The organism is Streptosporangium sp. NPDC002524 (assembly GCF_040295985.1).
Classification (GTDB): domain Bacteria; phylum Actinomycetota; class Actinomycetes; order Streptosporangiales; family Streptosporangiaceae; genus Streptosporangium.
On record NZ_JBEOWK010000007.1, the window covers coordinates 136,536 to 148,922 of the forward strand.

Sequence of the window (12,387 nt, forward strand, 5' to 3'; positions counted from 1 at the left end):
TCGCATGGTTGCGCCGGACGGTGAACGTCTTGGCCCCTACCGCCTGCTGTCGAGACTGGGCGCCGGAGGTTTCGGCGAGGTCCACCTGGCCCTGGACCCCCAGGGGCGCACGGTGGCGGTCAAGATCCTGCATCCCCACGTCGCGGCCGACGAGACGGCCCTGGCCAGGCTGGCCCGCGAGGTCGAGACCATGCGGCTGGTCCAGGGCCCGCGGGTCGCCGAGATCCTGGACGCCTCCCTGGAGGGGACCCGCCCCTATCTGGTCACCCGTTACGTCCAGGGCCGCCCGCTCGGCGCGGTGGTCGCCGCCGACGGGCCGGTCACCGGCGACGATCTCGTACGGCTCGCGCGCGGCCTGGCCGAGGCCGTGGCCACCGTGCACGCCGCCGGGGTGGTGCACCGCGACCTCAAGCCCGCCAACGTGATCCTGACCGACGGGGAGCCGGTCGTCATCGACTTCGGCATCGCCTCCGCGCTCGACTCGCCCTCGGTCACCGCGTCGGGGGCCGTGCTCGGCACCCCCGGCTACCTGGCGCCCGAGGTGCTGGAGGGCGCCGAGGCGGGCCCAGAGGCCGACGTCTTCGCCCTCGGGGCGACGCTGGCGTACGCGTCCACGGGGCGCCACCCCTACGGCACCGGCCCGGCGTCGGCGATCGGCTACCGCGTCGTGCACCACCCTCCCGGCCTCGACGGGGTTCCCGGATGGCTGGAGCCGACGCTCGGCGAGTGCCTGCTGCGCGATCCCGCGGCCCGGCCGTCGGCGGACCGGATCGTGTCGCGGCTGGGCGGCACGCCCGTCGCGCGGCCAGCCGGACAGCGCCCCGACACCGCCGCCCGGAAGGTCGCCCAGGCCGAGGGCGCGCGGCACCGGCCGGCCGCGTTCCGCGACCCCCCGCCGTTCGCGGGAGCCGGCTCGCCGGAGGCCGTGGCGTTCCAGGATCCCGCGCTGTTCCCGGAACCCCGGTCCCGGGACGTCCAGGTGCCGAGGAGCAGGCCGCCCCAGGACGCCGCGAACGCGGCGAACGCGGCGAACGCCGCGGACACCGGGATGCAGGAGCTCGGCACCCGGGAGTGGCGGCCGGGACAGCGGCGCCCGGCGACGGGCAGGCCCTCGCCGGAGGAGGCCCGCGAGCGCCGCAGGGCCGTCCTGCACCGCCGCTGGGTCGTCGGCACCGGCCTGCTCGTCGCCCTGATGGCCGCGACCGCGAGGGAACCGCTGCCCGAGGTGGCGCTGCTGCTCCTGACCGGGTACGGCTCGGCGATGCTCGTCGACGCGGGCATCGCCCTGTTCGCCCGCCGGAACCGGGGGCGCATGATCCTCGACCTGGCGGCCGGGGCCGGGGCCGTCGGGCTGGCGGCGCTCCTCAGCACGTTCTTCAGCACGCTCACCCTCGCGCTGGTGCTGGGCACCGTCGTCTTCGTCCTGGTCGCGATCCTGGTGGCCAGCTGAGCCCTGCCGTGGCCGGGTCCGGGACCGGGGCCGGGACCCGGGCCGTGCGCGTGGCGTGGAGCCGGTGCGCGTGGCGTGGAGCCCGTGCGCGAATACCGGAACATAGTTCGGTATGGTAGGGGTGGCGGTCCTCGGGGAAGGTTACGGCCGCTCGGCGCGGCCCGCCCAACCTGGTGGTTTGCGCCTAAGCTACTGATGGGTAACATAATGACGGGGGGCCGGGACGGGCACGTACCGACCGGGCCACCCGCTGCCGCGGCGCCCCAGGGCACCTGGCAGTCTTGGCAGCGCGTGCACGTACCCCGCGTGCACGTACCGCATCCGGCGTCAACCGCAGCGACGCGGTGGCGCAGGCGAACACGGGAGGTCGGCCACCGGCCATGAACATCGTCGTCTGCGTGAAGCAGGTCCCCGACACGGCGACCGAGCGCAAGCTGAAGTCCGATGACAATACGCTCGACCGCGACGCCGCCGACGGCGTCATCAACGAGCTGTGCGAATACGCGGTCGAGGAGGCGCTCCGCCTGAAGGAGGCCCACGGCGGTGAGGTGACCGTCCTCACCATGGGCCCCGCCAAGGCGAGCGACACCATCCGCAAGGCCCTGGCCATGGGCGCCGACAAGGCCGTCCACCTGGTGGACGACGCGCTGCACGGCTCGGACGCCCTCGGCACCTCCCACGCCCTGGCACAGACCCTCAAGAAGATCGGTTTCGATCTGGTCGTGCTCGGCTCGGAGTCGACGGACGCCCGCACCGGGGTCCTCGCCGCGATGCTGGCCGAGCGCCTCGGCGTGCCGCAGCTCACCTTCGCCAACCGCGTGGAGATCGCCGGCAAGGGCTCCATCTCCATCCAGCGCGTCACCGACTACGGCTACGACAGGGTCGAGGCCTCGCTGCCCGCCGTCGTCTCCGTCGTGGAGAAGATCAACGAGCCGCGCTACCCGTCCTTCAAGGGCATCATGGCCGCCAAGAAGAAGCCGGTCGAGAAGCTCGGCGTCGCCGACGCGGAGATCGACGCCTCCCAGGTGGGCCTGGCCAACTCCTGGAGCGAGGTCGCAGACTTCGCGGTCGCCCCGCCGCGCGTGGCGGGCACGGTCGTCAAGGACGAGGGCGACGGTGGCGTGAAGGCCGCCGACTTCCTCGCGTCGAAGAAGTTCGTCTGAGAGCGGGGGTTAGCTGGAATGTCCGAGATTCTCGTTCTGGTCGAGCACGTCGAGGGCCAGGTCAAGAAGGTCACCCTTGAGCTGCTGACGCTCGCCAGGAAGCTGGGCACCCCGTCGGCGGTCTGGACGGGCGACGGCTACTCTCCCGAGGCCCAGGCCAGGCTCGCCGAGTACGGCGCGGAGAAGATCTACCTGGCCGACTCCGCCGAGGTCAGCGACTACGTCGTGGCGCCCAAGGCGGAGCTGCTCGCCCACCTGGTGGGGGAGAAGTCGCCGGTCGCGGTGCTCGTCGCCGCGACGGCCGAGGCCAAGGAGATCGCCGGCCGTCTCGCCATCAAGATCGACTCCGGTGTGCTCACCGACGTCGTCGGCATCGAGGACGGCCTGGTCGCCGACCAGTCCATCTTCGGCGGCGGCATCAACGTCCGGTCGCGCGTGACCAAGGGCATCCCGATCGTCGCGGTGCGCCCCAACGCCACCCCGATCGAGGCCGCCGCGGGCGCGGGCGCCGAGGAGCGCGTCACCTTCACCGTGTCCGACGCCGCCAAGGGCGCCAGGATCGTGGAGCGGGTCAAGGAGGAGAAGGGCGCGCGCCCGGAGCTCACCGAGGCCGCGATCGTGGTCTCCGGTGGCCGGGGCGTCGGCTCGGCCGAGAAGTTCTCGATCATCGAGGACCTGGCCGACTCGCTCGGCGCGGCCGTCGGCGCCTCCCGCGCCGCCACCGACGCGGGGTGGTACCCCCACCAGTTCCAGGTCGGCCAGACCGGCAAGACCGTCTCGCCGCAGCTGTACATCGCGGCGGGCATCTCCGGCGCCATCCAGCACCGGGCCGGCATGCAGACCGCCAAGACGATCGTCGCGATCAACAAGGACCCCGAGGCGCCGATCTTCGAGCTCGCCGACTACGGCGTCGTGGGCGACCTGCACCAGATCGTCCCGCAGCTGACCCAGGAGGTCACCAAGCGCAAGTGACCGGCAGGTCACGGCGCGTCAGAGGGGGTACGGGCACATCGCGCCCGTACCCCCTCCGCCGGTTCGCGGGCCCGCAGGGCCTCTCACACATGGCCCTGACCGGTACCCCAAAAGACTGATCCTGGCCGATGCCCGCCGCCGAGGCGTGGCCGTCCTGCCGCTGGACGTCAACCGCGGTACCGGTGCCCGCCGCCGGGGCGTGGCCGGCTTGCCGCCGGATGTCGACCGCGGTACCGGCTCCTACCAGGCCGGACCCCTCCCCGCGGAGGGCCCGGCCCCGGCCCGAGTCAGGCAGTGGACGGGCGGCTCAGGCCGTACCTCGCAACGAACGAGAGAAGGGCCCGCGGGGAGACCGCGGGCCCTTCTCCTCAACTGGTGATCAGCCCTTGTAACGAGGGGCCAGGCGGTCGCCCGGCAGGCAGAACTCGCCCGTGAAGAAGGTACTCTCCGGGACGCAGCGCCACATGCTGGGGTTGGTGTAGCTGGGGGCGAGGCGGTCGTCGATCGCCTGCTCCAGCGCGTAGCCGCCGGCCAGCAGCTTCGCCTCCGAGAGGGCGCCGCCGATCAGCGTCACACCGATGGGGTTGCGGCCCGACGAGCTCTGCTGCGCGCCGTACCCGGCGGGGATGGTGAGCGCGGGGTAGCCGGCGCGGTCGGCGTAGCCGATCACGTTGCTGCCGCTCGGGACCAGGATCAGGTCGGACCCGCTCAGGACGCTGTCCAGGACGGCCTTGTTGGCGGCCTTGCCGGCCTCCAGGTCGGCCGTGTACTTGGCGTTCGTCGCGGGGTCGGACAGGTCGATCGCCTGGGCGGCCAGCAGCTGACCCTGCTGGTACTTCAGGCCCTCGACCGGGTTGGCGTCGTTGTAGTCGATGATGCTCTTCAGCGTCGTGCCGGGCTTGGCCGCGCCGAGGTAGGCGTTCAGGTCACGCTTGAACTCGGTGGCGACGACGCTGTCGGTCGCGGCCGGTGCGGCGACCGAGACCTCGGTGACGGTCGCGCCGAGGCCCTGGAGCTTGGCGATCGCCTCCTGGTAGGGGGCGCTCGTGCTGGACACCACGGCGATCCTCTTGCCCGCGAGGGCGTCGGCCTTGAGGTCCTTCGTGTAGTCGACCGGGCTCGCCGGGTCGGCGATCACGTTGAGGATCGTCGCGGCGTCGCCGACGCTGCGGGTGATCGGGCCGGGGGCGTCCTGCGACTTGGCCACAGGGAGCACACCGGTCGTGCTGACCAGGCCGACGGTCGGCTTGAGGCCCACCACACCGGCCGCGTCGGCCGGGGCGAGGAGCTGCGCCGAGTCGGGCGAGGTCTCCATGCCGATCGTGATCGCGGCCAGACCCGAGGCGGTGGCCGCCGCGGCGCCGGCCGACGAACCCGCGGGGGTCTTGTCGGTGTCGTTCGGGAGCAGGACCTGGCCGCCGAGCGAGGAGTAGCCCTTCGGCAGGTTGGCGTCGAAGACGCCGTTCAGCTCGGTGACGTTGGTCTTGCCGAGCACGATCGCGCCGGCGGCCCTCAGCTTCGCCACGAGGGCGGAGTCATTGGCCGGCTTGAGACCCTGGAGGGCGATCGAGCCGCCCGTGGTCGACAGCGACTTGGCGTCGATGGTGTCGTTGACCAGCACCGGCAGGCCCCAGAGGGCGGGACGCGGCGGGCGCGTGTCGTTCGGGCTTGTAGGTTCGCCGGTGCGGTACTTCCACCGCTCCTGGTCGAGCTTGCGGGCTTCCTTGACCGCGTCGGCGTTGATCTCGCGTACGGCCTGGGTGGCCGGGCCCTCGGCGTTGGTCAGCGCGATGCGGTCGAGGTAGGCGCGGGTGAGCTCCTCGGCCGAGACCTCATCCTTGTTCAGCTTCCGGATCAGGCTCTGCGCCGTCTCGGTCTCCAGCGAGAAACCGAGCGGCCGGGAGTCGTAGCCGGTCACCTTGAGGACGGCGTCGTAGTCGGGGTTGCAGGCGCCGCGCCCGGCGAACGGCGGAGCCGGGGTCGTCTTCGCGCAGCGGTACATGCTCGGGTTCACGAGGCTGGCCGGCCGGCGCAGCTTGGTGGCCTGCTCGATGACGTAGGCGACGCCGAGCAGGTCGAACTCGCTGTAGGCGTCGCCGTGGACCTGCACGTTCTGGGCGCGCCGCTGGGTCGCGGTGTAGCCCATCGGGATCGTGATCGACGGGTAACCGGCCTGCGGGGCGCTCGGCGCGCCGCCCAGGATGGCGATCACCGGGTCGGCCGGCTGCGCCGGGTCCGAGTTGGTGTACGTCACCATGTCGTCGATGGCCTTGTGCCAGGCGGCCTTACGGATCGCGAGGTTCGTCCGGTACGCCTGCTCGTTGGCCCCGCCCGGGGTCACGTCCGCCTGCGACGAGTTCAGGTGGTTGACGTTGCCGAACTTGAGCGCCTGGTGAGCCTCGGCCTGGTTGACCTGCACCTCCTCGACCAGCGAGTTGATCGGCGCCTGCGGGCCGAGCCGCTCGTAGTAGGAGTCGATGCTCTTGTGCTGCTCGTAGCCGCTGGGCAGCGCGGGCAGCGAGGGGATCGTCGCCTGCGGGCGGGGCACCAGGACGGCGCCGGCGGCGGCCAGGGCGTCGTACGCGATCTTGAGCGGGCTGCCCTCGGTGAGGGTGCCGTTGTACCCGATCTTCTTGCCGCGCACGAACTCGAGATCGATGGCCTTGGTGTAGTCGGGCAGCGTCGCGGGGAGCGGCGGGATGATGCCCTTGGCGATGTAGTCGTCGCCGAACATGGCCCTGTACCCGGCGTCGGCCACCGGGTCGGGCCCGGCGATCGAGGCCAGTGTGAGCGCGGCGTCGGAGACCGTGCGGACCATCGGACCGGCGATGTCCTGCGAGGCCGAGATGGGCGCGATGCCGTAACCGGGCACGAGGCCCACGGTCGGCCGCAGACCCACGAGCGACTGCGCGTTGGACGGCGAGATGATGGAACCGGAGGTCTCGGTCCCGATGCCCAGCGTCGACAGCGCCGCGGCCATGGCCGCGCCAGTGCCCGACGACGACCCGGAGGGGTTCTGGTCGGCGTCGATGCCGTTGATGACCTGGCCGCCGTAGTTGCCGAACCCGGAGGGCTGCGAGCCGAAGCTGTTGGCGTACTCCGACAGTCCCACCTTGCCGAGGATCACGACGCCGCGTTCCTTCAGCTTCTTGGTGATGCCGGCGTCGGAGGCGGGGAAGGACTGGCGCAGCGACCAGTTGTTCGCCGTCGTGGGCATGCCCTCGACGTCGATCAGATCCTTGAGCAGGATCGGCAGCCCCATGGCCGGGCCGAGCGACTTGCCCTTCTTGCGCAGGCGGTCGTAGGCCTCGGCCTCCTTCAACGCGTCGGGGTTGAGATCCGTGACGGCGTTCAGGCCGGGCCCGCGCTTGTTCAGCGCGGTGATCCGGTCGATGTACGCCTTGGTCAGGTCGACCGAGGTCAGCTTGCCGGAGGCCATGAGGGATACGGCCTCGGCACCGGTCAGCGTCTCAAGGTCGAGTTCGACCTTGGCGCTGGCCTGCTGGGGTTGTACGGCGACAAGAGTGATGGAGAGGGAGAGGGAGAGGAGGGAGATCAGGACTTTGCGCACCACGTGCTCCTCAAGGAACCCGGTATTGCGCGTGACGCTATAGATCATCCGTTACGGTGATATGTCCTATATGTTCCCGGGGAGAAACGTGCCGTACTGACTGGTTTATTACGGTGTCCGTTTGCCTGGAACCTTCCATCGGCCACGGCGAGGATCATGGCCGGGTCGAACCGATCACGCACCCGCCGTGGTGGCGGCCCGGTGGCCGCCACCGGCAGGCACGGCTCGATCGACGCCCCCTCCGCATCCGTCACGTCGAAGCGCGCCACGTCCGAGTTCTAGCGACCACGACCGGCCCGCCACCGAGCCCCAGCCGGATCCGGGCCCCGGACGGCTCCTAGGCCGCCATGGAGAGCTCGCGTCCGGCGGGCTCCAGCGGGACGGTGACCGCGCGGGAGCGGGGCAGGAACCACGCGGCCACGGCGATCAGGACGCCGAGCACCACGGCGATGCCGAGGCCCACCCTGAGCGTGACCAGGTCGGAGAGGAAACCGATGATCACGGGGCCGAGCAGCAGTCCCGCGTAGCCCATCGCGCCGGTCTGGGCGATGGCCGGACCGGGATCGCCGGTCGCGCCGCCCGCCAGGGACATCGCCATCGGCGAGACCGTCGCCACGGCCACGCCCACGAACAGCATGGCCGAGATGGCGATCGCCGCCGTGGGGGCCGTGAGGACCACGCCGAAGGTCGCGGCGGTGGCCAGGCCGGAGGCGACCATCATGCCGCGGGCGCCGAAGCGGGCCCGGACGCGGTCACCGGTGAGGCGACCGGCCAGCATGCCCGCCTCGAAGATCGGGTAGCCCAGGGCGGCGAGCGCCTCCGGGGCGCCCAGCACGTCCCGCAGGTACAGGCCGTTCCAGTCGGCGACCGTACCCTCGACCATGAACGCGCAGAAGGCGATCACGCCGAGGAGATAGACCACCGGGGGCATCCGGCGTCGCGCCACGCCCCGGTCCTCGGGCGAGCGGCCCTCGGATGAACGGCCCTCGGACGAGCGGTCCTTGGATGAACGGTCCTTGATCGGCTGGTTCTTGGCCGGGCGGTTCTTGGCCGAGCGGCCGATGGCCGTCACCGGGTCGGGCAGGTAGGAGCGGCTGACGAGGGCCGCCACGGGGAGCGCGAGCAGGGCGACCAGGGTCAGATGGACCGTGATCGAGAGCCCCGCCGCGATCGCCGCGGTGCCCAGCAGGCCCGCGGAGATCGCCCCCACGCACCAGCCGGCGTGCATGCCGTTCATCAGCGGGCGCCCGTAGGCGCGCTCGACCGCCGACCCCTGCGCGTTCATCGCGACGTCCACCGCGCCGAACGCCATGCCGAACAGGCCGCTCGCCGCAAGGACCAGGGGGAACGACGGCGCCACCGCGAGCAGCGCCAGGGTGATCGCGGTCAGCGGAGCCGCGACCCGCAGGATGCTCCGGCTACCGAAGCGCGTCATCACCCCGCGCATCGACTGCATGGTGACGAGCGCTCCCAGCCCCCACACGAGGAGGGTGGCGCCCACCGAGGACTCGGACAGCCCGAGTTTGTCGGAGAGTGCCGGAATGCGCACGGTCATCGATCCGCACAGCAGGCCTGCGAGCACGAATGTGAGAACCGCCCCGGTTCGAGCCGCTCTCAGGTCGCGGGTCATGACTCAATCCCTTCAATAAATGTTTTGACAAACCGGGGAGCGGGCACACCAAAGTCGGTCGCTTTCGCGCGTGCGAAAGCGACCACCAATCTTTGTGGGTGTTTCCCCTGGTCAGGTGAATGATCGGACGGATGCCCGCTGCCGGGCGCGTCGCGGCGCCGAGATGATCAGGCGGGCCGTGCCGACGTGGCGAGCGGGGCGATCAGGCGGGCAGCGGGGCCAGGTCAGGCGGGCAGCAGGGCCAGCAGGCGCCGTTTCAGGACCTCGAAGTGCTCGGCGTCGTAGAGGTCGGGGTCGTGGCTCGCCACGTCCCACAGGCCCTCGCAGGCCAGGCGCACGATCTGCGCCGCCTCCGGGTCGGGCTCGTTGTCGAGCCCCTCGCGGTGCCAGCGGGCCATCGCCTCTCGCAGCGGGGCCAGGAGATAGAGGTTGCCGGAGGCTCCGGTCACCACGGCCCAGCGCCGCAGCCTGCCGCTCTGCACGGCGGTGAACGTGGCCTCCAGATAGTTCTTCGTGTAGGTGTCGTGGCCCTGGGCCGCGACGATCTCGTCGAACTCCTCGATCAGCCGCTCGACCATGCCCTTGATCAGGGCTTCCTTCGTGCCGAAGTGGTAGAGCAGACCGCCCTTGCTGCATCCGGCGCGCTCCGCGACGGTCGCCAGGGTGAGCGCCTGGGAGCCCTGGTCGCAGAGCAGATCCTCTGCCGCGTCCAACAGCTCTTCCCGTCTCATGGCCGTTACTGTACCGTCTGGACGGTTTAGTGGTCAACTCCGGGGATCGGGCCCTTCGCGGGCGCGGATACGCTTGGAAGGTTGACAGCGAGTTGGGGGAGGGGAATGCGGCCGTGAAGTCCGCCTATCTCGATCATGCGGCGACCACGCCGATGCTTCCCGAGGCGATCGAGGCGATGACAGCCCAGCTCGTCCGGGTCGGCAACGCGTCCTCCCTGCACGCCACCGGCCGCCGCACCCGCCAGGTCGTGGAGGAGTCGCGGGAGACCATCGCCGCCGCGCTCGGCGCCAGGCCCAGCGAGGTCGTCTTCACCGCGGGCGGCACCGAGGCCGACAACCTCGCCGTCAAGGGCCTGTACTGGGCCCGCCGCGCCGGAGGCGCCGACCGGATCCTGATCAGCGCGGTGGAGCACCACGCCGCCCTGGACCCCGCGCACTGGCTGAGCGCCCACCAGGGCGCGGCCGTCGAGCTGCTCGACGTCGACGAGTTCGGCCGGGTGCACCCGCGGACCCTCCGCGAGGCCATCGAGCGCGACCCGGAGAGCGTCGCCCTGGTCAGCGTCATGTGGGCCAACAACGAGGTCGGCACCGTCCAGCCCGTCCACGAGCTCGCCGCGATCGCGGGGGAGCACGGCATCCCCTTCCACACCGACGCGGTCCAGGCCGTCGGCCAGCTCCCCGTGGTCTTCGCCGACTCGGGGGTCGACGCGCTGACGCTCTCCGGGCACAAGGTCGGCGGCCCGATGGGCGTCGGCGCCCTGCTGCTCGCCCGGGGCGTCGACCCGGTGCCGGTGCTGCACGGCGGCGGCCAGGAACGCGACGTCCGCTCCGGCACGCTCGACGCCCCCTCCGTCGCCGGCTTCGCCACGGCGGTGCGGGCCGCGGTGGCCCGGCAGGCCGAGAACTCGGCCCGGCTGACCGGCCTCCGCGACGATCTCATCCGCCGGGTCCGCCAGGCGGTGCCCGACGTGATCCTCAACGGCGACCCGGTGAACCGCCTTCCCGGCAACGCCCACTTCTCCTTCCCCGGCTGCGAGGGCGACGCCCTGCTCATGCTCCTGGACGCCAAGGGCGTGGAGTGCTCGACGGGCTCGGCCTGCTCGGCGGGGGTGGCGCAGCCCTCCCACGTACTGCTCGCGATGGGCGCCGACGGGTTCCGGGCGCGTGGCTCGCTGCGCTTCTCCCTCGGTCACACCTCGACCGAGGAGGACGTGGACCGGCTGGCCGAGGTCATCGGCCACGTCGTCGAACGCGCCCGCCGCGCGGGCCTGAGCTGAAGCGGGCCCGCCACGCGGGCCTTGAGCTGAGCGGGCCCGTCGTGCGGGCCTTGAGCTGAGTGGTCCTGAGCTGAGCGGGCTGAGCTGAGCGCGCCCCCCCGCGCGGGCCTATGAGCTGAGCGGGCCTGTCGCGCGGGCCTGAGCTGAGCGGGCTGAGCTGAGCGGGCTGAGCTGAGCGGTCCTGAGCTGAGTTTGCCCGCCGTGCGGGCCTGAGCGAGCGGGCCTGAGCCGATCGGTGCCGTACGGGGGTTCGTGGCGGGTCCGAGCCCGATCCCGTGTGGCGCGGATGGTGCGGATCCGGTCCCTCCGGCCTTCCGTCGCCCCGTGGGCGGATCGGCGGGCGGTTCCGGGGCCTCCCGGCCCGACGAGGTGGGCGCCGGCGCGGGTACGCTCAGGGGGTTATGAGTCTTCGTGTGCTTGCCGCCATGTCCGGTGGCGTCGACTCCGCCGTGGCGGCCGCCCGCATCGCCGAGGCGGGCCATGACGTCACCGGTGTCCACCTCGCCCTCTCCGCCAACCCCCAGTCCTATCGGACCGGCGCCCGCGGGTGCTGTACGGTCGAGGACTCGCGAGACGCCCGCCGGGCCGCCGACGTGATCGGCATCCCCTTCTACATATGGGACATGGCCGAGCGGTTCCACCGCGACGTGGTCGAGGACTTCGTCAGCGAGTACGCCGCCGGGCGCACGCCCAACCCGTGCCTGCGTTGCAACGAGAAGATCAAGTTCGAGGCGGTGCTCGACCGGGCCCTCGCGCTGGGCTTCGACGCGGTGGCCACCGGGCACCACGCGCGCGTCGCGGACGGCGTCCTGAGCCGCAGCCCCGACCAGGGCAAGGACCAGTCGTACGTCCTGGGCGTGCTCACCAGGGAGCAGCTCGGTCACGCGATCTTCCCGCTGGGCGACTCCACCAAGGCCCAGGTGCGCGAGGAGGCCGCCCGGCGTGGCCTCATGGTGGCCGACAAGCCCGACAGCCACGACATCTGCTTCATCGCCGACGGCGACACCCGGGGCTTCCTCGCCGACCGCCTCGGCACGGAGCGGGGTCCGATCGTCGACGAGTCCGGCGAGGTCGTGGGCGGCCACGAGGGCGCCTACGGCTTCACCGTCGGCCAGCGCAAGGGCCTGCGCATCGACCGCCCGGCCCCCGACGGCCGCCCGCGCTACGTGCTGTCCATCGAGCCGGTCTCCAACACGGTCACCGTCGGCCCGCGCTCGTCCCTCCAGGTCACGACCATCGTCGCGGAGCGGCCGGTCTGGAACGGCCCGGCGGAGGAGCCGCGCGAGCCGCTGGCCTGCACGGTCCAGCTCCGCGCCCACGGCGAGGTGTACGGCTGCCGCGCCCAGCTCTCCGGCGGGGAGGTCCACATCACGCTGGACAGCCCGGCCACCGGGGTCGCGGCGGGCCAGGCGGCCGTGCTCTATCTCGGCGACACCGTGATCGGCTCGGCCACCATCGCCTCCGCCTCCTGACCCCGTTCTCCGAGCAGCCTGTTCTCCGAGCAGCCCGTTCTCCGGGCTGAGCCCGCTTTCCGGGCGCGTCCTCCGGGCGCGTCCGGCCGCGCCGGGGCGCCGGGGCGCCGGGGCGCTGAGG

At 72.0% G+C, this 12,387-nt stretch carries 8 protein-coding genes; 5 read left to right on the forward strand and 3 right to left on the reverse strand.

Annotation, left to right across the window (positions count from 1 at the left end; all coding sequences use genetic code 11):
- The first annotated feature begins 4 nt into the window (after window positions 1-4).
- The 3 genes from ABT053_RS14115 to ABT053_RS14125 all read left to right on the forward strand — a co-directional run bounded on the left by ABT053_RS14115 (window position 5) and on the right by ABT053_RS14125 (window position 3,585).
- Window positions 5-1,450 carry a serine/threonine-protein kinase gene (locus ABT053_RS14115; RefSeq protein WP_350969399.1) on the forward strand — a complete coding sequence of 482 codons (1,446 nt, stop codon included), beginning with the start codon at window positions 5-7 and terminating at the stop codon, window positions 1,448-1,450.
- Between the two features lie 380 nt (window positions 1,451-1,830).
- The gene (locus ABT053_RS14120; protein ID WP_350969401.1) at window positions 1,831-2,613 is read left to right on the forward strand and encodes an electron transfer flavoprotein subunit beta/FixA family protein; all 783 of its coding nucleotides are present in this window, start codon (window positions 1,831-1,833) and stop codon (window positions 2,611-2,613) included.
- 18 nt (window positions 2,614-2,631) lie between these two features.
- Window positions 2,632-3,585: an electron transfer flavoprotein subunit alpha/FixB family protein gene (locus ABT053_RS14125; protein ID WP_350969403.1), complete on the forward strand. Its 954-nt coding sequence runs from the start codon at window positions 2,632-2,634 to the stop codon at window positions 3,583-3,585.
- Between the two features lie 379 nt (window positions 3,586-3,964).
- On the opposite strand, the gene ABT053_RS14130 is transcribed toward ABT053_RS14125, so the two are convergent.
- From ABT053_RS14130 to ABT053_RS14140, 3 genes are all read right to left on the reverse strand, one after another.
- Window positions 3,965-7,156: an amidase family protein gene (locus ABT053_RS14130; protein ID WP_350969405.1), complete on the reverse strand. Its 3,192-nt coding sequence runs from the start codon at window positions 7,154-7,156 to the stop codon at window positions 3,965-3,967.
- A gap of 337 nt (window positions 7,157-7,493) precedes the next feature.
- Window positions 7,494-8,786 (reverse strand): MFS transporter, encoded by a 1,293-nt coding sequence (locus tag ABT053_RS14135; protein ID WP_350969407.1) that lies wholly within the window; start codon window positions 8,784-8,786, stop codon window positions 7,494-7,496.
- 224 nt (window positions 8,787-9,010) lie between these two features.
- Entirely contained in the window at window positions 9,011-9,517 is a 507-nt protein-coding gene (locus ABT053_RS14140; protein ID WP_350969409.1) for a TetR/AcrR family transcriptional regulator, read from the reverse strand.
- Between the two features lie 113 nt (window positions 9,518-9,630).
- On the opposite strand from ABT053_RS14140, the gene ABT053_RS14145 reads away from it, so the two are divergent.
- Together ABT053_RS14145 and mnmA are read left to right on the forward strand one after the other, a co-directional pair.
- Window positions 9,631-10,794, forward strand: coding sequence for a cysteine desulfurase family protein (locus ABT053_RS14145; protein ID WP_350969410.1), 1,164 nt, complete (start codon window positions 9,631-9,633; stop codon window positions 10,792-10,794).
- A 401-nt stretch (window positions 10,795-11,195) separates the two neighbouring features.
- Window positions 11,196-12,266, forward strand: a complete 1,071-nt coding sequence (gene mnmA, locus ABT053_RS14150; protein WP_350969411.1) for a tRNA 2-thiouridine(34) synthase MnmA — start codon at window positions 11,196-11,198, stop codon at window positions 12,264-12,266.
- Window positions 12,267-12,387 lie beyond the last annotated feature (121 nt).

Excerpts from the sequence above, each read along its gene's own strand:
- ABT053_RS14140 (WP_350969409.1), bottom strand. The coding sequence starts at position 9,517 with ATGAGACGGGAAGAGCTGTTGGACGCGGCAGAGGATCTGCTCTGCGAC.
- ABT053_RS14115 (WP_350969399.1), top strand. The coding sequence starts at position 5 with ATGGTTGCGCCGGACGGTGAACGTCTTGGCCCCTACCGCCTGCTGTCG.
- ABT053_RS14135 (WP_350969407.1), bottom strand. The coding sequence starts at position 8,786 with ATGACCCGCGACCTGAGAGCGGCTCGAACCGGGGCGGTTCTCACATTC.
- mnmA (WP_350969411.1), top strand. The coding sequence starts at position 11,196 with ATGAGTCTTCGTGTGCTTGCCGCCATGTCCGGTGGCGTCGACTCCGCC.
- ABT053_RS14120 (WP_350969401.1), top strand. The coding sequence starts at position 1,831 with ATGAACATCGTCGTCTGCGTGAAGCAGGTCCCCGACACGGCGACCGAG.
- ABT053_RS14125 (WP_350969403.1), top strand. The coding sequence starts at position 2,632 with ATGTCCGAGATTCTCGTTCTGGTCGAGCACGTCGAGGGCCAGGTCAAG.